16 protein-coding genes are annotated in these 20,211 nt (G+C 69.2%); 10 read left to right on the top strand and 6 right to left on the bottom strand.

Annotated features, from left to right (window positions below):
• Window position 1 precedes the first annotated feature (1 nt).
• From EL338_RS23840 to EL338_RS23825, 4 genes are all read right to left on the bottom strand, one after another.
• A complete protein-coding gene (locus EL338_RS23840; protein WP_126337083.1) occupies window positions 2-1,324 on the bottom strand; it encodes a TetR/AcrR family transcriptional regulator in 1,323 nt (440 codons plus the stop codon).
• A 57-nt stretch (window positions 1,325-1,381) separates the two neighbouring features.
• The gene (gene arr, locus EL338_RS23835) at window positions 1,382-1,810 is read right to left on the bottom strand and encodes an NAD(+)--rifampin ADP-ribosyltransferase (RefSeq protein WP_126336001.1); all 429 of its coding nucleotides are present in this window, start codon (window positions 1,808-1,810) and stop codon (window positions 1,382-1,384) included.
• A 103-nt stretch (window positions 1,811-1,913) separates the two neighbouring features.
• Window positions 1,914-2,951 carry a CobW family GTP-binding protein gene (locus tag EL338_RS23830; protein ID WP_126336000.1) on the bottom strand — a complete coding sequence of 346 codons (1,038 nt, stop codon included), beginning with the start codon at window positions 2,949-2,951 and terminating at the stop codon, window positions 1,914-1,916.
• Between the two features lie 124 nt (window positions 2,952-3,075).
• On the bottom strand, window positions 3,076-4,050 hold the full coding sequence (locus tag EL338_RS23825) for an SDR family NAD(P)-dependent oxidoreductase (protein WP_126335999.1): 975 nt from the start codon (window positions 4,048-4,050) through the stop codon (window positions 3,076-3,078).
• Between the two features lie 220 nt (window positions 4,051-4,270).
• On the opposite strand from EL338_RS23825, the gene EL338_RS23820 reads away from it, so the two are divergent.
• From EL338_RS23820 to hrpA, 10 genes are all read left to right on the top strand, one after another.
• On the top strand, window positions 4,271-5,917 hold the full coding sequence (locus tag EL338_RS23820; protein WP_126337082.1) for a nitric oxide reductase activation protein NorD: 1,647 nt from the start codon (window positions 4,271-4,273) through the stop codon (window positions 5,915-5,917).
• Between the two features lie 159 nt (window positions 5,918-6,076).
• Window positions 6,077-6,925 carry a CbbQ/NirQ/NorQ/GpvN family protein gene (locus EL338_RS23815; protein WP_126335998.1) on the top strand — a complete coding sequence of 283 codons (849 nt, stop codon included), beginning with the start codon at window positions 6,077-6,079 and terminating at the stop codon, window positions 6,923-6,925.
• An 87-nt stretch (window positions 6,926-7,012) separates the two neighbouring features.
• Entirely contained in the window at window positions 7,013-8,131 is a 1,119-nt protein-coding gene (locus EL338_RS23810) for an ABC transporter substrate-binding protein (RefSeq protein WP_126335997.1), read from the top strand.
• A 40-nt stretch (window positions 8,132-8,171) separates the two neighbouring features.
• Window positions 8,172-9,317, top strand: coding sequence for a spirocyclase AveC family protein (locus EL338_RS23805; protein WP_126335996.1), 1,146 nt, complete (start codon window positions 8,172-8,174; stop codon window positions 9,315-9,317).
• Window positions 9,310-10,374 (top strand): SDR family oxidoreductase, encoded by a 1,065-nt coding sequence (locus tag EL338_RS23800; RefSeq protein WP_126335995.1) that lies wholly within the window; start codon window positions 9,310-9,312, stop codon window positions 10,372-10,374. The genes EL338_RS23805 and EL338_RS23800 overlap by 8 nt, the downstream gene beginning before the upstream one ends.
• A complete protein-coding gene (locus EL338_RS23795; RefSeq protein WP_126335994.1) occupies window positions 10,367-11,848 on the top strand; it encodes an aldehyde dehydrogenase family protein in 1,482 nt (493 codons plus the stop codon). Before EL338_RS23800 ends, EL338_RS23795 begins: the two co-directional genes overlap by 8 nt.
• Before the next feature lie 37 nt (window positions 11,849-11,885).
• Complete coding sequence (locus EL338_RS23790; RefSeq protein ID WP_126335993.1) at window positions 11,886-13,103, top strand: cytochrome P450; 1,218 nt, start codon at window positions 11,886-11,888, stop codon at window positions 13,101-13,103.
• A gap of 8 nt (window positions 13,104-13,111) precedes the next feature.
• Entirely contained in the window at window positions 13,112-14,041 is a 930-nt protein-coding gene (locus EL338_RS23785; RefSeq protein ID WP_126335992.1) for an SDR family NAD(P)-dependent oxidoreductase, read from the top strand.
• 100 nt (window positions 14,042-14,141) lie between these two features.
• Window positions 14,142-15,038, top strand: a complete 897-nt coding sequence (locus EL338_RS23780) for a mycobacterial-type methylenetetrahydrofolate reductase (protein ID WP_126335991.1) — start codon at window positions 14,142-14,144, stop codon at window positions 15,036-15,038.
• Complete coding sequence (hrpA, locus tag EL338_RS23775) at window positions 15,039-18,974, top strand: ATP-dependent RNA helicase HrpA (protein ID WP_126335990.1); 3,936 nt, start codon at window positions 15,039-15,041, stop codon at window positions 18,972-18,974.
• Between the two features lie 6 nt (window positions 18,975-18,980).
• On the opposite strand, the gene EL338_RS23770 is transcribed toward hrpA, so the two are convergent.
• Both EL338_RS23770 and EL338_RS23765 read right to left on the bottom strand, forming a co-directional pair.
• Window positions 18,981-19,787 carry an acyl-CoA thioesterase gene (locus EL338_RS23770; RefSeq protein WP_126335989.1) on the bottom strand — a complete coding sequence of 269 codons (807 nt, stop codon included), beginning with the start codon at window positions 19,785-19,787 and terminating at the stop codon, window positions 18,981-18,983.
• 26 nt (window positions 19,788-19,813) lie between these two features.
• The gene (locus tag EL338_RS23765; protein ID WP_126335988.1) at window positions 19,814-20,170 is read right to left on the bottom strand and encodes a limonene-1,2-epoxide hydrolase family protein; all 357 of its coding nucleotides are present in this window, start codon (window positions 20,168-20,170) and stop codon (window positions 19,814-19,816) included.
• Window positions 20,171-20,211: the final 41 nt, after the last annotated feature.

Raw genomic sequence — 20,211 nt, 5'->3', positions numbered from 1 at the left:
ATCAGTCTTTTCGGGTGGTGACGCCGCGGATCACGGTGTCGCGGGCGTGGATCAGCGATCCACGCGGGCCCAGTTCCAGCGAGATGTTCTCCGGAATCCACTGCACGCCGATCACGCAGCGGGCCAGCGTCTCCGCATTGGGATGCTCGATGTCGATCTCGCCGGACCGAATCCCCTCGGACAGCAGGGATTTCATCTGCCGCACCCGGGTCGAGAAGGCTGCGCCGGGGTTCGGGGTGTCCGGCGGTGACTGCCGCATCCAGGCCAGCTGGATGCGGAATTCATCGGGGAACCGGGTCAGCGCATTGATGTTCACCCAGCTGAGCGCGTCCAGCTTCTCCACCGGGGTGGCCCGCGACTTCAGCACCGCGGTCCAGCCCGCCCCCACCCGCTGGCCGAATGCCAGCATGATGGACATCAGCAGGTCTTCCTTCGATCCGATCAGCCGGTACACCGTGCCGGTCCCCATCCCGGCGGCGGCCGCGATGTCGCGCACGGTGGTGGTCTCGTAGCCCCGTCGACCGAATTCGGCGCGCGCGGCCGCCCGCACCCGGTCGGCCTTGTTCTCCAGATCCAGATCGGCGTCGTGCCAGGTGTTCACCACCTCGTCGGCCGCGGCGAACGCCGCGGAGCGGTCCAGGTCGGGGTCGGTGGGCTGACCGGCGGCCAAGCCCTGCAACAGGATTCGGCAGAACACCGTGGCCACCCGGTCGCTGGGAGCGTTGTTACGGATCACATCGAGCCCGACATGCAGCATGGTCTGGCAGATCCGGTCGGCCAGGATCGGCAGGTCGACGTCCGCGCGGATGTAGCCACTCCACTTGCCCGCGCGCAGGATCTGCAGCATCGCGGCCTGGATGGAGGTGGGCCGCCGTCGCGTCAGTTCCATCAGTTCCGGATCCGCGCTGGGGCCCTCGTAGAACGACATCTGCAGGGCCGCGCGGTGTTCCACCGCGCACGCGGCGATCGCGCAGCCCAAGTCGGTGATCTGCGCGTCGATGGGCGGCGGGTTGGGCGCGTCGAGTCCCTCGAGGACGCGTTGTCCGATGCGGTCCAGATCGGCGTGGTAGCGCCGGATCAACTCGATGAGGATCGCTTCTTTGGACTCGAAGTGGTGATACAGGCTGCCGGCCAGGATCCCGGCGGCATCGGCGATCTGCTGCAGCGACGTGCGCAGCCCGGAGTTGGCGATCACCGTGTTGGCGGTCTGCAGGATCTCGGTGCGCCGACTGGCGTCGTCCGATGCCACACCCGCCGCCACCGTGTTGCTCACCGCTTCCTGCACGGTTACCGACTCCGTCCTGCCTTGGCGCAGCAATCCCATCGGTGCGCTCGGCACCAGGATTCTTAGCGGCGATTCTACCGGCCGCGCCGCGCCTGTTCAGTCGTAGATGACAGCGAGTCCTTGGCGGCGAAGGTCCTCGAGCCGATCCCGGAAGTCCTGTAGGAACTCGGGGGAGTGCCCCACCCAGTCGGTGATCTCCCCGACGACCGTCACCGGTTCCCGGCTGCGGTAGGAGTGGGTGGGGTTGCCCGGGGCCTTCTTGTCCGTCACGTTCGGATCGTCCTCGACGTCGCCCTGCGGCTCGACGACATAGACGCGTTCGCGACCGGGGCCGGCGGCGAACTCCGCGGCCAGGACCGCCGCAGCCAGCACCTTCGTCATGTAGATGTGGTTGGCGATGCGGCCCTCTTCGTAGTTCGACGGGCGCCCCGGCACCAGCAGATCCCCGACCCGGAGGTCGGCCTTCGTGCCGTGCAGGAAGGCGCCCGACTCGTGAACCCTGTAGAACTCCGATTGCTCTGTCATGCCGGTCTCAGTCCCCCTTCGTGTCGGTGCCGTGCGATTTTGCACCGCCCCCGGGGCCTTGCGGCAAGCCCACCCTCAGGCCCTAAAGTGAGAGCGGGATGGGTCAGATGCTGAGCTTGCGGTAACGCTGCAGCCGACGAAACCCCGCCGCCGGCGCCGGACCGTCCACGGGCCGCACCGCCGCCTCGACCCGCGCGCGCACCTCGTCGACATCGAGTCCCGTGCCGATGGCGACCAGCGAGTTGCTCGGCGCCTTCGGTGGCGCCGCGCCGATGTGCACGGTCGCCCCGACGGTGTTCACCAGGTAGCGGCGCGAGCGATCCCGGGAGCGGACCGCGACGACGCCCTTCATCCGGTACACCCCGGCGGGCGGGTCCTCGAGCAGGTCGAGCAGGGCGCCCGGATCGACATCGCCAGTGCTGGTGGCGGTCACGGAGGCGGCGTGCGCGCCGTCGTGGGGGTGGACATGAGCGTGGTCGTGGTCGGCCGCGTCCTCGAGCAGCAGTTCCCGCAGCGACAACTGGCTCGACTGGTCCTCGGCGCCGGCGATGTCGAACAACAGCGCCGGATCGATCTTGGCCCCCACGGCGCCGACCACGTGGACCGCCTCGTTGGACTGCCGGATCCGGGCCTCGATGCGCTCGAACACGCCGGCGCGTTCGGCCTCGGGAATCTGGTCCAGCTTGTTGACCACCACCAGCGAGGAGGCCGAATATCGGGCCGGCGGAGTCGGATCCCGGTCCACGGTGTCGAAGTGGGTCGCGGCGTCGATGACGTCGACGACACCGCCGAGTCGGACGTTGTCGACGCCGCTGAACCGGATCAGCCGGCCCACCGCGACGGGTTCGGCCAGCCCGCTCGCCTCGAGGATGATGGCGTCGAGGCGCAACTTGGGGTCGGCGAGCTTGGCCAGCGCGTCGTCGAGGCCGCCCTCGTCGGACAGGCAGCAGATGCAGCCCCCGGCGATCGAAGCCGGCTCGTCCACCTGCCCGGTCACCAGCGCGGCATCGACGTTGAGTTCGCCGAAATCGTTGATGACCACTCCGATTCGGGCGTCGGGTGTGCGCAGCACGTGGTTGAGCAGCGTGGTCTTACCCGCGCCGAGATGTCCGGTCAGTGCGATCACGGGCACCGTTGCCACGCCATTCCCTCTCCACTTGGCCGACGACGTCGCGACCGAGTGTAGATGTCGGGCCCGACGGGGCGCCCGCCTCGACCCGCCGCGCCGCGGCAACCGAGGCGCCAAGCCAAATATTTGTTCCGTCCTAGGCGGTGCTGGGTGCGGGGAACGCCACCTCGGCCCCGCCGGGCATCGCGCTGATGCCCAGCCGACCGCACACCTCGAGCACCTCGTCGACGATCGACTCGGGAACGGTGAACCGCTCGGTGTCCGATACTTGATCGATGTTCGCCCGAATGTCCTCGGCGCTCGGGTCGTCGGCGGGGTCGGCCAGCCAGCCTTCGGCCAGGCCGACGAAGACCCGGGCGTAGCGGCCCGCGCAGGCGGAGTAGTTGCGATGGGTGAATTCGCAGGCCGCACTCGCCAGGTAGGTGACCAGGGGCACCACCAGTTCGGGCCGGATGGCGCGCATGAACCCCGACTCGGCCAGGAACTTCTCATCGCCCACCGTTTCGGTGACCATTCGCGAAAAGCCGGTGGGTAGAACGGTATTCGACCGTATCCCGTAGGCGGCACCTTCGATGGCGATGACGTTCGAGAGCCCGACCAACCCCGTCTTGGCGGCGGCGTAGTGCGCCTCCAGCGGTTGACCGAAGTTGCCCGCCGACGACGAGATGAACACGAATCGGCCGTAGTTCTGCCCGGCCATCACCTTGAATGCCGGTTGGCTCAGGTAGAAGCCGCCATCGAGATGGACCTGCAGCATCCGCCGCCAGTCATTGGGCGACAACTGGTCGAAGGGGATGCTGTTGAAGATGCCGGCGTTGCTGATCACCGCGTCGACGCGCCCGAACTCCGCGACCGCGGCGTCGACGATCGCCTGGCCGCCGGCCGGGCTGTCCACTGAGTCGTAGGACGCGACGGCGCGTCCGCCGGCCGCGGTGATCTCCTGGACCACCTGATCGGCCACGCTGGTGTCGGTGCCCTCGCCTCCCATGCTGCCCCCGAGGTCGTTGACCAGCACCGATGCTCGGCGTCGGGCCAGGTCGAGGGCGTAGAGCCGGCCCAGTCCGCGGCCGGCTCCGGTCACGATCGCGGTCTGGCCGGCAAAGTCGATCATCGCGGTGCTCCCTGGTCGGGTGGCTGCAATTGTGCTGAGCCACTGTCGTTCTACCGGTCGGCCGGCGCGGGCGGATTCAACTTTTTCGTTGACCGCGACCGCGGTGGAACTTTACGATGGAACAGATATTTGGTCAACGAACCCGTCCGGCGGGCTGGAGGCACGAGTGGACAACGATCCTCGGGACGGCGCAGGCAACTCCCATGTGCAGGCCCTCGGCATGTTGGCCTCGGCGCTGGCGGGCCGTCCCGTCGGGGTCTCGCCGCTGTCGGCCGGCGAGCCGTCGTGGACGGACGGGCGAACCATCTTCCTGGATCCGTCGGCGCCGCCGGGGGAGCGCACCGCCGCCGTCGCCGTGCACGCCTCCCTGATCGCCGCCGGCAGTCTCGATCCCGAGGTCATCCAGCCCCTGGTGCGGCATTCCCGGGTGGCCAAGAGGTACCTCGCCGTCGAGGGACACCGCGCGCTGGTGGCCAACACCACCATGCTGCCGGGGCGGCTGCTGGGCCTGGCGGACCCGACCGTGGGCGGGGTCAGCGACGGCACCGCGACCTCGCTCGCGCTGGCCCGCGGCCGCGAAAAGCTGCAAAGCGCCCCGCCGAGCTTCGGGGTCCTACGGCCCAAGAAGGTCCTGGCGGCGGCCGCCGCGGCCGCCCGGCAGGTGGACCACGAGCAGGTGGGGCACGTGCCGCGGCAGCAGTCCAACCCCGACCTGGAGGAACTCGACGAGGACGCCGTCGACGACTCCGATGATCCCGACCTGTTCAGCAGCCCGGTCGGTGGCGGCGGGGCCATCGGCAAGCTGCTCAAGAAGCTCCTCTCGTCGGCGCGCAAGACCGGGGGCAACGGCGGTGGGCCGCCGGGTGCCGACGCTCCGACGCATCGGATCAATTCGGCGAACCGCGGCGCGTACGCGGTGTCGTCGCTGGCCACGGTCAACACCGAGGAAGTGGTCGACGTCGAAAAGGATGGGCTCAAGTACCCGGAGTGGGACGCCGAGCGCGGCGTCTACCGACCGGACTGGTGCACCGTGCGCGAGGTCGCGGCGACCATCAAACCGTCGGCCACGCAGGCCATCGAGGGGGCCGTCGGCGTGCGGCGTCCGTTGGCGCGCCTCGGCATGGGACTGCACCGACGGCACCGTCAGCCGCAGGGGGACGACATCGACGTCGACGCCGCCGTCGAGGCCCGGGTCGAGGTCCGGGCCGGTTCGGTGCCCGACGAGGCGGTGTACCTCGACAGCCTGCGCCGCCAGCGCGACCTGTCCGTCCTGCTGCTGCTGGACATCTCGGGCTCGACGGCCGAGCCGGGCACGGTCGGACGAACCGTCCACGAGCAGCAGCGGGTGGCGGTCGCGCACCTGATGGTCGCGCTGCACGATCTCGGCGACCGGGTGGCGCTCTACGGCTACTACTCGTCGGGGCGCACGGCGGTGAACATGGTGCCGGTCAAGCGTTTCGACGACCACCTCGACGCGCAGATCCTGCGGCGGCTCAACAGCCTCGAACCCGGTGCGTACTCGCGGCTCGGCGCCGCGATCCGGCACGGGTCGGCGGTGCTCGAGGACCGTGGCGGAACCTCGCGGCGGCTGTTGGTCGTGATCTCCGACGGCCTCGCCTACGACCACGGTTACGAAAAGGCCTACGGCGCAGCCGATGCGCGCCGAGCCCTGACCGAGGCCCGCCGCCGCGGCACCGGCTGTGTGTGCCTGACAGTCGGCGCGAGCACCGATGTCGCCGCGCTGCGCCGGGTGTTCGGCAGTACTGCGCACGCCACCATCGCCCAGCCCGATCACCTGGCCACGGTCATCGGGCCCATGTTCCGCTCGGCCGTGCGTTCGGCCGAAGTTCGCCGTCGAGTGGCATGACGGATTTCGAGAAAAGGTAGGAGTCAATGACAAGTTCCGGAGAAGTGCTGGTGTACCGACGGCCGATCCCGTTCGCGGCGGCCAACTACTAAAACAAACTTCTGTTCTGTCGTTGCGCATCCGCGCGGCGGAGGGGCGGATGCGACGAAAGGTATCTAGATGTCGAACGAGTCCGGGCTTGCCTACCAGAACGGTGCGCGTCCGCAGACCGAGAGCGCCCGCCCCTATTACCAGGCGGTCGGCAACGAGGAGACGGTGTTCAAGGCGGCCTACCGCCAGGGCCTGTCGCTGGTCCTGAAGGGCCCGACCGGCTGCGGTAAGACCCGCTTCGTCGAGGCCATGGCCCACGACCTGGGCCGGCCGCTGATCACCGTGGCCTGCCACGACGACCTGACCACCGCCGACCTCGTCGGCCGCTACCTGCTCCGCGGTGACGAGACGGTCTGGGTCGACGGGCCCCTGACGCGTGCCGTGCGCGAGGGCGCGATCTGCTACCTCGACGAGGTCGTGGAGGCGCGCCAGGACACCACAGTCGTTCTGCATCCGCTCGCCGACTACCGCCGCCAACTACCGATCGAGCGACTCGGTGTCACCCTGGACGCCGCCCCGGGCTTCGGCCTGGTGGTGTCGTACAACCCCGGCTATCAGAGCGTGCTCAAGGACCTCAAGGATTCGACCCGGCAACGCATGGTCGCCATCGAGTTCGGTTTCCCGCAACCGGATGTCGAGGAGGGGATCATCGCCCACGAGGGGGGCGTGGACCGCGCCACCGCGGTGGAACTGGTGCGGTTCGGTCAGGCGATCCGGCGTCTCGAGACCGGCGGGTTGCGCGAGGTGGCCTCCACGCGCGTGCTCATCGCGGCGGGCCGGCTGATCGCCGAGGGCCTGTCCATCGCCGAGGCCGCTCGCGTCGCCATCGCCGGACCGCTGACCGACGACGTGGCGGTGACCCGCGGGCTCAACGAGATGATCGACATCTACCTGGGTGAGGCGGCGCCAGGCCATTGATCTGCGGCGGCACCGCCGCTAGGGTCTAAACAAATATTAGGTTTCGTATCCCACGCGCCGGTGACCGGCGCCGCCCACGGAGGTCAGATGTCCTACGAGAGCACCGCAGAGCCCATCAAGGTCGGCTATCTGATGGACTTCACCCTGCCCCCGGGATTCCCGGAGGAACTGCTGAACTCGTTCACCCGGACCTTCGATCTGGTCTTCGAGGAGGCCGTCGAGCAGGGCCTGATGGACCGGCCGGTGCAGATGATCTACCGCGAGGTCGAGGGTCTGCCGAAGGGTTCGGTCAAAGCGGTCATCGACGCGTACGGCGAGCTCGTCGACGAGGGCTGCCTGGTGGTCTTCGGACCGAACATCACCGACAACTGCGTGCCGCTGCGGGAGGCGATCGAGGAACGGTTCAAGGTGCCGGCGATCAGCGTCACCGGCACCGACGACTGGCTTGGCGAATGGACCTTCGCCTTCCCGCAGGGGTCGATGACCGACGAGCCGATCTTCCTTATCGACCTGGTGGCCAAGCGCGGCCTGAAGGAGATCGGGGTGCTCGTCGAGCAGAACCTCATCGGTGAGAGCTATCTGAAGAACCTGCGAAGTGCCGCTGCCCGCAAGGGAATTCGGATTGTCGCTGAGGCGGCCATCGCGCAGACCGCGCAGGACATCAACGCCGCGGTCGCCACGCTGCACGAGGCCAAGGCCGAGGCCATCGTGCACCTCGGCTTCGGCTTCGGCATCGTGTTCATCAATCCCGCCCTCGAGGCCGTCGACTGGGATCCGCCGCGCTTCACCACCACCGCGTTCCAGAACGCCTGGGTCAACCCGATCATGTGGAACGCGTTCCTGGGCTGGGTCGGGGTGGACCAGTACGACGAGGGCAACCCGGTGGGGCAGGCCTGGCTCGATCGGTACGCCGCGCGGTACGACGGCAGCCGGCCCGAGTACTGCGTGTCGGTGGTCAACCACGACGTCGCGGCCACCCTGGTGCGGGCCTTCACCGACGCCCACCCGTTGAGCCCGCGCGGGGTCAAGGAGGCGCTCGAGCGGGTCAAGATGATGCCCGCCGCCTCCGGAGCTCCGGGAACCCGTGTCTCCCTGGGGAAATGGACCCGCCGGGCCTGGATGGGTTCGGGGTACCTGGTGGCCCGGACCCTCGATGCCGACGGCATCAACTCGCATCTGGTCGATCGTTTCGGAGAGGACACCTGATGACCTTGCTGATGCTGCCGACACCGCCCCGGGGCCGACCGTGACCACCGAGGAGTACGCGCCGCTGACCACGGAGAGGCCGGCGGCCGGTAAGGGGTCGGCCAAACGCACCGGACCGAACTGGGGCCGCTGGGCGGGGGCCTTCGCCCTGCTGGCGTTCTTCAGCCTGTTCATCGCTTTCGCCCGGACCGAGGTCCACCCCCGGGTGGCAAACCCCGACGTCGAGGGCCGACCGCGCCCGGTGGAGTTCCTGTTCGGCTTCGACGGTTGGTTGTGGGTGCACCAGATCGGCACCGTGATCCTGCTGGTCATCCTGGTCGCGATCTTCGTGCGCGGCTGGCGGCGCGACCCCGGCAGCCCGATCATGCTGATGTTCCTGTGCACCACCCTGATCGTGTGGCAGGACCCCATCATGAACTGGGCCCCGTTCGCGGTCTACAACCCCGAATTGATCCACTGGCCCGAGAACTGGCCGCTGATCATGTTGTCCCCGACCGTCGAGCCGTTCATCGTGTTCGGTTACGTCGCCTTCTATTTCGCACCGTTCTTCCCGGCGATCTGGATCGTCCGCAAGCTGCAGGCCAAGTACGGCCCCACCGCGTTCGTGTCCCGGCATCCACTGATCAGCCTGGGCTCGATCACACTGGTGATCGGGTTCGTCTTCGACGCCATCCTCGAGGTCAGCCTGGTCCGCACCGGTCTCTACATCTACTCGCAGGCCATCCCGTTCGGGACGCTGTTCCCCGGCACCACGTTCCAGTTCCCGCTGATCTGGGAATCGCTGGCCGTGACCTTCGTGATGGTTCCGGCCGCGGTGCTCTGCTATCGCGACGACACGGGCAAATCCGTGGCAGAGAAGCTCGCCGCCCGGGCACGGCTGTTCCCGAGCAAGCCGGTGCTCGGCACCTTCCTAGTGATGTTCGTGATCATCAACGTCGCCTATTTCGCCTACGGCAGTTGGTTCTGGGCGATCAAGGCCAGCGGCGCGGCCACCGCTGTTGCCTGTCCGTGGCCGTATCCCGAGGCGAAAGTCTATGACCCGCAGGGTTATTACCGGGCAAATGGCGCCGAGGGACCGTATTCGGTCGGGAAATGGGCCACCTGGCAGCAGGGGCCGTTCCAAGACCTCGACGTCGAGCTGGGTTCCAAGGGTGATCGGTGCGCACCGGAGAATGCGAATGGGTGAGCCGCGTTCGGTTGTCATCACCGGTGCGTCACGGGGATTGGGGTTCGCCTCGGCCGTGCGCCTGCACCGCGACGGGTGGCGCGTGGTCGCGGCGATGCGATCGCCGGAGAAAGGGGTGCCGCTGCTGCGCGAGGCCCTCGGCGTCGATGAGTCCGACGACCGGCTCATCGGCGTCCAGTTGGACCTGATGGATGCGGCGTCGATCGCCGCCGCCGCCAAATCGATCGAGGAGGCCGTCGGCGCACCCCATGCATTGGTGCACAACGCGGGCATCTCTGCGGCCGGAATGGTCGAGGAGACCTCCCCGGAACTCTGGGAGCGGATGTTCGCGACCAACGTCTTCGGTCCGGTGGCGCTCACCAAGGCGCTGCTACCTGCCATGCGCGAGGCCGGCCATGGTCGCATCGTGCTGATCTCGAGCGCGGCCGGTGTGCGTGGAATGCCGGCCACCGCACCGTATTCGGCAGTCAAAGGGGCGCTGGAGCGCTGGGGTGAAGCGATGGCCGGGGAGGTGGCGCCATTCGGGATCGGCGTGTCGGTGCTGGTCACCGGGACCTATGACACCGACATCATCACCGACGCCGGGACCACCGACGACCGGGACCTGGACGGGCCGTACGCCCCGCACCACCGCACGATGGACAAGCGCGGGCGGGCCATGATGAAGCACGCCGCCCGCTCGCCCGAGGACTTCGCCGCGGGCCTGGCCAAGGCGCTGGACAGTGCGAAACCCTTCGCCAAGTCCGCGGTCGGACCGGACGCGCGAATGTTGTTGGTCGCCAACCGGTTACTTCCACCATCCGGGTTGCACCAGATGACGCGGGTGATGATGGGCATCCCGCGGCACGGCGCGATGCGTGGCGGCGCCGTGCCGCTGACCGCGGCGCAGCGCGCGATGGCGCTGGCCGCGAAGGTCGTTCCGCAACCCGTGCTGATTCGGCTCGCCGAGGTGGCTGCACGCCGCCAGGCCGCCCGCCAGGACCCCGAACAGAACAGCCCCGAACAGAACAGCCCCGAACAGAACAGCCCCGAACAGAACAGTGAGAACGATGCCTGAGGCCGCTGCGCCCTACGAGTCCCGAATGCTGATCGACGGCAAGCTCGTCGACGGCGAGGCGGGTGTGTTCACCAACATCAATCCCGCCACCGAGGAGGTGCTGGGCGAGGTCGCCGACGCCTCGATCGCCGACATGGGGCGGGCCATCGACGCCGCCCGCCGTTCGTTCGACGAGACCGACTGGTCGACCAACCACGCGCTGCGCAAACGCTGCCTGCTGCAGTTGCACGACGCGATCGCCGGCGAAATCGAGGACCTGCGCGAGGAATTGATCCGGGAGGTCGGCGCCCCGCGCGCGGTGACCCACGGTCCGCAGCTGGACGCCCCGTTCGCCGACGGGCTCAAGTATCCCGCCGGGTTGATCGACACCTTCCCGTGGGAGACCGACCTCGGCGACACCGTGGTGTCGGTGACCGGCGTCAACACCACCCGCAAGGTCTGGCACGAACCGGTCGGAGTGGTCGGGGCCATCGTGCCGTGGAACTTTCCCTTCGAGGTCAGCATCAACAAGCTCGGCCAGGCGCTGGCGGCGGGCAACACCGTGGTCCTCAAGCCCGCCCCCGACACCCCGTTCAACGCCACCCGGCTCGGCCGGCTGATCGCCGAGAACACCGACATCCCGGCCGGTGTGGTGAACGTGGTCACGGCCTCGGACCACCTCGTCGGCGAGGAACTGACGACCTCGCCGAAGGTCGACATGATCTCCTTCACCGGTTCGACCGCGGTGGGCAAGCGGATCATGGAAAAGGGCGCCGCCACCATGAAGCGGCTGTTCCTGGAACTCGGCGGCAAGTCGGCGACCATCGTGCTCGACGACGCCGACTTCAACACGGCCTGCCTGATCGGGATCGGCCCGCTGATGCACGCCGGCCAGGGCTGTGCCGCCCCCACCCGAATGCTGCTGCCGCGCTCCAGGTACGACGAGGGCATCGCGATCCTGCGGGGCATCTACGAGAACATCGCCGCGGGGGACCCGCAGGACCCGGGCACACTGTGCGGCCCGGTGATCTCGGCCAAGCAGCAGGCCCGCATCCTCGGCTACATCCGCAAGGGCGTCGACGAGGGCGCGACGATGCTGGTGGGCAGCACCGAGGCGCCGACGGGCTTCGACAAGGGATTCTGGGTCAGCCCAACCCTTTTCACCGATGTCGACAACAGCATGGTCATCGCGCAGGAGGAGATCTTCGGCCCGGTGCTGGCGGTGATCCCGTATGAGGATGAGGACGACGCGGTGCGCATCGCCAACGACAGTCCCTACGGTCTGGCCGGCAACGTGATGTCGGGCTCGCTGGACCGGTCACTGGCGGTCGCCAAGCGGCTGCGCGCGGGGTTCATCGGACTCAACGGCACCGCCGGCTACGGGGCCGACACCCCGTTCGGCGGCTACAAGGACAGCGGCGTCGGCCGACAGAACGGCCTCGTCGGCTTCAGCCAGTACACCGAGGTGAAATCGGTGGCCTACCCGGCTCAATAGCGTTCTGCGCACGGCCTGTACAGCCCAAAGGAGCAGCATGGAACAGCTTTTCGACGACCTCGAGGACTTCGGTTCGTTCGACGACGCGATCTCCGGCGACGTCCGGGACCCCTACACCGAGCTGGCTCGGCTGCGGGACTCCGAACCCGTCCAGCGGTTGGAGACCTCCGGGGCGCTGCCGCACGAGGAATCGCTGCCGATGTTCATCGTGTACCGCTACGAGGAGGCGCAGCAGATGCTGCGCGACAACGAGACGTTCTCCTCGGCGAGCGTCATCGCCGCGTTCGGCCCGGTGCTCGGCGAGAAGGTGATGCTCGGCATGGACGAACCGGTGCACGGTCGGCTGCGCGCCCTGGTGCAGAAGGCGTTCGGCCAGAAGGCCCTGGCGCGTTGGGAGGACGAACTCGTCGGCCGGGTGGGCAACAGCCTGATCGACAAGTTCGCCCCGAACGGCAAGGCCGACCTGGTCAAGGAGTTCACCTTCGACTACCCCAGCCAGATCATCGCGGGGCTGTTGGGTCTGCCGGAGGAGGACTATCCACAGTTCCAGCGCTGGTCGATCTCGCTGCTGAGCTGGCTGATGAATCCCGAGCGCGGCCTGGCGGCCTCGGCGGCGCTGTGCGACTACTTCGCGCCCATCCTGGAGGCGCGCCGGATCGAACCGCGCGAGGATCTGATCAGCGCGCTGGCCGCCGCGGAGATCGACGGTGAGAAGCTGGCCGACGAGGAGATCTTCTCGTTCCTGCGGCTGCTGCTGCCCGCCGGGGTGGAGACCACCTATCGGGCGCTGGGCAGCCTGCTGCTGGCGCTGTTGTCGGATCCGATGCAGCTGGAGGCCATTCGCGCCGACCGCTCGCTGCTGCCGCAGGCCATCGAGGAGGGCGTGCGCTGGGAGGCGCCGCTGCTCACCATCACCCGGGTGGCCACCCGCGACACGGTGCTCGGCGGTGTGCAGATCCCCGCGGGTGCCACGGTGATGCCCATGCTGGGTTCGGCGAACCGCCAGGACGACCGCTACCCCAACCCCAACGCGTTCGACCTGTTCCGCACCCCCAAGGGCAACCTCGGCTGGGGCCACGGCGTCCACGTGTGCCTGGGGATGCACCTGGCGCGGCTCGAAATGCGCACCGCCATCAACCTTTTGCTGGACCGGCTGCCCAACCTTCGGCTGGATCCGGACGGCGACGACCCGCACATCCGTGGACAGGTGTTCCGCTCACCGACCTCGGTCCCGGTCCTGTTCGACGCGCAGTAGGCCAGGCCGTGGCAGAACTGCGCTTCGACGGCCGCGTCGCCGTCGTCACCGGAGCCGGCCGCGGCGTGGGCCGCGGCTACGCACTGCTGCTCGCCGCGCGCGGCGCGGCCGTGGTGGTCGCCGACAACGGCGCGGGCATCGACGGGGCGGGCTCCTCGGCGACGCCGGCCCAACAGGTGGCCGACGAGATCACCCGCGCCGGGGGACAGGCCGTCGCGTGTCACGCCTCGGTGGCCGAGGAACGCGGGGCCCGCGCCGTCGTCGAGGCGGCCCTGGACACCTACGGCCGCGTCGATGCCGTCGTCAACAACGCCGGCATCCACGATCCGGCGCTTTTCGGCGACCTCACGATCGGGCAGATCCGAACCATGTTCGAGGTGCACTACTTCGGCACGGTCTTCGTCACCCAGGCCGTCTGGCCGCATCTCGTCGCCGCCGGCTACGGGCGGGTGGTCAACACCGTCTCGGATGCCATGCTCGGCGGCATCCCCGAACTGAGCAGCTACGGCTCGGCCAAGGGCGCGGTGTTCGGGCTCACCCGTAACCTCGCCACCGAGGCGGCCCCGCACGGGATCACGGTGAACGCGATCGCGCCGCGCGCCTTCACCCGGATGTCGGCCTCGCACGCCGACAAGGTCGCCGCCGTGCTGTCGCTGAGCACCGAGGTGATGGACCAGATCAACGCCGGCATGCCGCCGGAGCTCGTCGCCCCGGCCGCCGCGTTCCTGGCGCACGAGTCGTGTCCGCTCAACGGTGAGGTGCTGCAGGCCGGCATGGGCGGGGTCGCGCGGATGGCCATGGTGGTCAGCCAGGGCGTGTCGACGCCGTCGCTCACGATCGAGGATGTGGCCGACAACCTCGACCGCATCATGGACCTCGAGGCGTCCGGCGTCACCGGTGCGGCCGCACCCCCGCCGCTGAGGTCGTCCGCCAGCTGAGAACCGGGGCGACTATCGTGTCTTGAGGTGCCGATCCCCGGCCGCCGGGGGTGGCGATGCGGCCACACCGACCGGCAAGCCGTCCTAGGAGCTATTTTCTGTGACCCTCAACACCGTTGCGCTCGAACTCGTGCCGCCCAACGCCGAGCTCGGCCGCGATCGTGCCGTCGAGGAGGCGCACAAGGTGCGCGAGGCGGCCTCGGCCACCGGGCTGGAGGGCCGGATCGGGCACGTGATGATGCCCGGCATGATCGAGGAGGACGACGGCCGTCCCATCGAGATGAAGCCGAAGATGGACGTCCTGGACTTCTGGAACGTCATCAAGCCCGAGCTGCCCGGCGTCCGCGGCCTGTGCACCCAGGTCACGGCCTTCCTCGAGGAGGATCCGCTCCGGCAGCGCGTGCGTGACCTGCGCGAAGCCGGAATCGAGGGGATCGCCTTCGTCGGGGTTCCGCGCACCATGAACGACGGCGACGGTGCCGGGGTCGCCCCCACCGACGCGCTGTCGCTGTTCGCCGACGAGGTGCCCAACCGCGGCGCCATCCTGATCCCGACCCGCGACAGCGAACTCGGCCGGTTCAACTTCAAGTGCGACCGCGGCGCGACCTACGCGCTGACCCAGCTGCTGTACTCCGACGCCATCGTGAAGTTCCTGACGGAGTTCGCCGCCGAGACCGACCACCGGCCCGAGATCCTGCTGTCCTTCGGGTTCGTGCCGCAGGTCGAGTCCCGGATCGGCCTGATCAACTGGCTGATCCAGGACCCCGGCAATGCCGCGGTGGCCGAGGAGCAGGCCTTCGTCAAGGAACTGGCCGCCGCCGAGCCGGTGCAGCGCCGCCAGCGGATGGTGGACCTGTACAAGCGCGTCATCGACGGGGTCGGCGAGCTGGGCTTCCCGCTGAGCATCCATCTGGAAGCGACCTACAACGTCAACAAGGCCGCCTTCGACACGTTCGCAGACATGCTGGCGTACTGGTCGCCGCCTACTCTCGACTGAGTGTCCGACCCTTCGCGCGAGGCGGTGCGCGAGTTGCGCGCCCGCCTGGACGACCTGACGATCCGCGACGCCGCGCGCCTCGGCCGGCGCCTGAAGGGACTGCGCAACCCCACGCCGGACGCACTGCACAAGATCGAGAACCAGATCGCCACCGGCGCGGCGCTGGTGACCGCGCGCCGCGACGCCGTCCCGGAGATCAGCTACCCCGACCTGCCGGTGAGCGCCAGCCGCGACGAGCTGGCCGCGGCCATCGCCGCCCACCAGGTGGTCGTGGTGGCCGGCGCGACCGGCTCCGGTAAGACGACCCAGCTGCCCAAGCTGTGCCTGGAACTGGGCCGCGGGATCCGCGGCACCATCGGCCACACCCAGCCCCGCCGGCTGGCCGCGCGCACCGTGGCCCAGCGCATCGCCGACGAGTTGGGCACCCCGCTGGGCGAGACCGTCGGGTACACGGTCCGGTTCACCGACCAGGCCGGCGACCGCACCCTGATCAAGCTGATGACCGACGGCATCCTGCTGGCCGAGATCCAGCGGGACCGCCGGCTGCTGCGCTACGACACGCTGATCCTCGACGAGGCGCACGAGCGCAGCCTCAACATCGACTTCCTGCTCGGCTATCTGCGCGAGCTGCTGCCGCGGCGCCCGGATCTCAAGGTCATCGTCACCTCGGCGACCATCGAGCCGGAGCGCTTCGCCGCACACTTCAGTGGGGCGCCGATCGTCGAGGTGTCGGGCCGGACCTATCCCGTCGAGATCCGCTACCGGCCCCTCGAGGTCGCCGTCGGCGGGGACGCCGAGGATGCGGTCGATCCCGACGACCCCGACCACGACATCGTGCGCACCGAGGTGCGCGATCAGACCGAGGCGATCCTGGATGCGGTGCGCGAGTTGGCCGCCGAACCACCCGGCGACGTGCTGGTGTTCCTGTCCGGGGAACGCGAGATCCGCGACACCGCGGAGGCGCTGCGGGCCGCCGACACCGGCACCCGCGACCTCGAGGTGCTGCCGCTGTACGCCCGGCTGCCCACCGCCGAACAGCAGCGGGTCTTCGCGCCGCGGCCGGCCAGCAACCTGAGCCGACGAATCGTGTTGGCCACCAACGTGGCCGAGACCTCGCTGACCGTCCCGGGCATCCGCTACGTCGTCGACCCCGGGAGCGCCCGGATCTCGCGGTACAGCCGCCGCACCAAGGTGCAGCGGCTGCCCATCGAACCCATCTCGCAGGCGTCGGCCGATCAGCGGGCCGGGCGCTCGGGGCGCACCGCGCCCGGCGTGTGCATCCGGTTGTACTCCGAGCCGGATTTCGCGGCCCGACCCCGCTACACCGATCCGGAGATCCTGCGCACCAACCTGTCCGCGGTGATCCTGCAGATGGCCGCGCTCGGGCTCGGCGACATCGAGAGCTTCCCGTTCCTGGACCCGCCGGATCAGCGCAGCATCCGCGACGGCGTGCAACTGCTGCAGGAACTCGGCGCGTTCGACGCCCGCGGCGCCATCACCGATCTGGGCCGACGCCTGGCGCAGCTGCCCGTCGACCCGCGCCTGGGCCGGATGATCCTGGCCGCCGACGAACAGGGTTGTGTCGAAGAGGTGCTGGTGCTGGCCGCCGCGCTGTCGATCCCCGATCCGCGCGAACGCCCCGCGGATCGCGAGGAGGCGGCCCGGCAGAAACACGCGCGCTTCGCCGACGAGAACTCCGACTTCGTGACGTACCTGAACCTGTGGAACTACCTCGGTGAGCAGCGAAAGGCCCGATCCGGGAACGCGTTTCGACGGATGTGCCGCGAGGAGTTCCTGCACTACCTGCGGATCCGGGAGTGGCAGGACCTGGTCGGTCAGCTGCGCAGCATCGCGGCCGGCCTCGGGATCCGGGCCGGGGAGAACGCCGGTGCGGCCACCGACCCGAACCGCGTGCACGCGGCGCTGATCGCGGGTCTGCTGTCGCACATCGGCATGCGGGAGGGCGACTCCCGCGAATATCAGGGCGCCCGCAACTCGCGGTTCATGCTCGCACCCGGATCGGTGCTGACCAAGCGGCCGCCACGCTGGCTGGTGGTCGCCGAACTGGTGGAGACCAGCCGGCTCTACGGGCGCATCGCCGCGCGCATCGACCCGGACACCGTCGAGGCCATCGCCGGAAATCTGGTGCAGCGCAGCTACAGCGAACCGCACTGGAGCGCCAAGCGGGGCGCCGCGATGGCCTACGAGCGCGTGACCCTCTACGGGCTGCCGCTGGTGGTCCGACGCCAGGTGGACTACGCCCGGACCGACCCGGAGTTGGCGCGCGAGATGTTCCTCCGCCACGCCCTGGTCGACGGCGAATGGCAGACCCGCCACCACTTCTTCCGGGACAACGCCGCGTTGCGCCACGAGTTGGCCGAGATGGAGGAACGCGCGCGGCGCCGCGACCTGATGGTCACCGACGAGGAGATCTACGCGCTGTATGACGCCCGGGTCCCGGCCGACATCGTCTCGGTCCGCCACTTCGACGCGTGGTGGAAAAAGCAGCGGCACCGCACCCCGCAGCTGCTCACCTTCACCCGCGAGGAACTGCTGCGCAGCGACGACGCCGACGAGCACCCGGACGTCTGGAAGGCCGACGACGTCGCGCTGCCACTGACCTACCGGTTCGAACCGGGCGCCGAGGACGACGGGGTGACCGTGCACGTCCCGCTGGAGGTGCTGGCCCGCCTCGGTGGCGACACCTTCGCCTGGCAGGTCCCGGCGCTGCGCGAGGAGTTGGTCACCGCGCTGATCAAGTCGCTACCGAAAGACCTGCGGCGCAACTTTGTTCCCGCCCCCGACACCGCGCGGGCGGTGCTGCCCGAGCTGGCCCCGGAAGGCGAACCGCTGCTGGACGCGTTGCAGCGGGCGCTGCGCCGGCGCACCGGGGTGGTGGTGCCGATCTCCGCCTTCGACCTGGAGAAGATCCCGGCCCACCTGCGGATGACCTTCGCCGTGGAGAACGCCGAGGGCGCCGAGGTGGCCCGCGGCAAGGACATCGACGCGCTGCGCGAGAACCTGGCGGGAACGACGCGCGCCGCGGTGGCCCGGGCGGTGGCCGACGGAGTGGAGCGGACCGGTCTGCGGGACTGGCCCGCGGACCTCGAGACGTTGCCGAAGACCGTCGAATCCGTCAGTGGGGGCAACCCGGTGCGGGGCTACCCGGCGCTGGTCGCCGCCGGCCCCGCGGTGGACGTGCGGGTGTTCTCCACCCCCGAAGAACAGCGCGCCGCGATGCGCGAGGGCACCCGCGCGCTGCTGCGCCTGGTCGTGCCCGTGCCGATCAAGGCCCTCGAACGCGAACTCGACCCCCGGTCCCGGCTGATCCTGGGCAACAACCCGAACGGTTCCCTGACCGCGCTGATCGAGGACTGCGCGGACGCCGCGATCGCCGCCCTGGTGCCCGAACCGGCCTGGACCCGTGACGATTTCGCCGCGCTGCGCAAGCAGGTGGCGGCCGGCCTGGGCTCGCGGACGCGTGACCTGCTCGCCCGCGTGCAGCGGGTGCTGGCCGCCTACCACGACGTCCGGGTCGCCCTGCCAGACCAGCCCAATGCGGCGCAGGCCGACGCCGTCGCCGATATCCGCACCCAGCTCGCGGATCTGATGCCGGCGGGGTTCGTCAGCGCCGCCGGGGCCGGCCACCTCGGCGACCTGACGCGCTACCTGACCGCGATCGCTCGACGGCTGGAACGGTTGCCGCAGGCGCCGGCGGCCGACCGCGAGCGGATGCTGCGCGTGCACACGGTCGAGGACGCGTATCACGACCTGCTGCAGGCGCTTTCGCCGGTGCGCGCGCAGGCACCGGAGGTCCGCGAGATCGGTAGGCAGATCGAGGAGTTCCGGGTCAGCCTGTGGGCCCAGCAGTTGGGCACGCCGAAGCCGGTCAGCGAGCAGCGGATCTACCGCGCCATCGACGCGGTCCTGCGCTGAGACCGGTCAGGCCTTGTAGTACACCAGCTGGTGGGTGGTGGCCAGCAGTGTCCCCGAACGCGACCAGAGCTCGGCGGATTGATCGAAGTATCCGCCGGTGAACCGGTTGGCCCGGGTGCTGCCAAGTACGTAATCGTCGCCCACCGCGGCCAATTCGGCGCTGTCGGCGTGAAAGTACACGGTGAAGCTGATGGTCCCGGCGGGCCCGAACGCGCCGAGTCGCAAGAAGGTGCGCGGGTAGAAGATGTCGCACTGCGCGGCCAGCGCGGCGTGGTCCAGGGCCCGGCCGCGCCGGTCGCGCACCCACAGGGTGGTGGTCGACGAGGGGTTGGGCCCGTCGTCGGGCCCGGGGATGGCGCCCTCGACGAACCGCAGGTCGTAGTTGCCGATCCAGACCACCATGGCCGGTGCGTCCGGGGCGGGCAGGCTCTCGGGGGCCGACGCCTCGGGCATCATGAGTTCGGAGTCCGACCAGGTGTCGCGCTGGGCGGCAAACACCGCGGTCGCGGTGGTCTTGGGCTCCCCGTCCTGGGACAGTTCGACCTGCCAGTGCTGGTTGGACCGATTCGTGCGGACCGCGCGGGCGGCGATCCGGAACTCACCGTCGACGATCGGGGCCAGGTAGTTGACGGTCAGGGCCAGCGGTTCGCCGCGCCGGTCGGGGTGCGTCTCGATCGCGCGGAGCACGGCGGCCGCGGTGATCCCGCCGAACGGGCCCACCATGTTGGCCCACTCCGGCAGGGTGCGGCCGCGCAGCGCCCCGTCGGCCGGCTCGAAGGTCATCGCCCGGTCGAACGGATGCAGCTCAGCCATGGACCGAATGGTACATAGCTGAGGCGTCAGTCCTCCGGCGGGGTGAAAAAGTATTCGCGCCAGGCCGTGATCTTGCCGTCCCTCACCTCGTAGGCGCCCATGACCGGCCAGCTCTTCTGCTTGCCCTCGACGATCCAGTGATCGAACCGCTCCATCAGCACCACGTTCCCGGTGACGGCCAGATGGCGGATCTCGAGGTCCACGCACTTTCCGCGGGCGAAGAACGCCTTCATGATCTGCTGGATCGCGTCGCGGCCGGCCAGTTCCGGATATTCGGGCCCGATGAAAAACGTGGCATCGTCCGCGAAATGGCTCATGACCTCGTCGACGTCATTGCGGCCCCACGCGGCGATCTCGGCGCGCACTACTTCCTCGGCACTCATTGTTCTCCTTGTTCCAGTGATGAATCAGAATCGAACCGGCG

This window comes from Mycolicibacterium chitae, from assembly GCF_900637205.1.
GTDB lineage: Bacteria > Actinomycetota > Actinomycetes > Mycobacteriales > Mycobacteriaceae > Mycobacterium > Mycobacterium chitae.
This window is presented reverse-complemented; position numbering and strand designations above follow the sequence as displayed.

What these genes read in the sequence shown, in the direction of transcription:
- EL338_RS23840 (WP_126337083.1), bottom strand. Translation starts at nt 1,324, where the DNA reads ATGGGATTGCTGCGCCAAGGCAGGACGGAGTCGGTAACCGTGCAGGAA.
- arr (WP_126336001.1), bottom strand. Translation starts at nt 1,810, where the DNA reads ATGACAGAGCAATCGGAGTTCTACAGGGTTCACGAGTCGGGCGCCTTC.
- EL338_RS23825 (WP_126335999.1), bottom strand. Translation starts at nt 4,050, where the DNA reads ATGATCGACTTTGCCGGCCAGACCGCGATCGTGACCGGAGCCGGCCGC.
- EL338_RS23820 (WP_126337082.1), top strand. Translation starts at nt 4,271, where the DNA reads ATGTTGGCCTCGGCGCTGGCGGGCCGTCCCGTCGGGGTCTCGCCGCTG.
- EL338_RS23815 (WP_126335998.1), top strand. Translation starts at nt 6,077, where the DNA reads ATGTCGAACGAGTCCGGGCTTGCCTACCAGAACGGTGCGCGTCCGCAG.
- EL338_RS23810 (WP_126335997.1), top strand. Translation starts at nt 7,013, where the DNA reads ATGTCCTACGAGAGCACCGCAGAGCCCATCAAGGTCGGCTATCTGATG.
- EL338_RS23800 (WP_126335995.1), top strand. Translation starts at nt 9,310, where the DNA reads ATGGGTGAGCCGCGTTCGGTTGTCATCACCGGTGCGTCACGGGGATTG.
- EL338_RS23795 (WP_126335994.1), top strand. Translation starts at nt 10,367, where the DNA reads ATGCCTGAGGCCGCTGCGCCCTACGAGTCCCGAATGCTGATCGACGGC.
- EL338_RS23790 (WP_126335993.1), top strand. Translation starts at nt 11,886, where the DNA reads ATGGAACAGCTTTTCGACGACCTCGAGGACTTCGGTTCGTTCGACGAC.
- EL338_RS23770 (WP_126335989.1), bottom strand. Translation starts at nt 19,787, where the DNA reads ATGGCTGAGCTGCATCCGTTCGACCGGGCGATGACCTTCGAGCCGGCC.
- EL338_RS23765 (WP_126335988.1), bottom strand. Translation starts at nt 20,170, where the DNA reads ATGAGTGCCGAGGAAGTAGTGCGCGCCGAGATCGCCGCGTGGGGCCGC.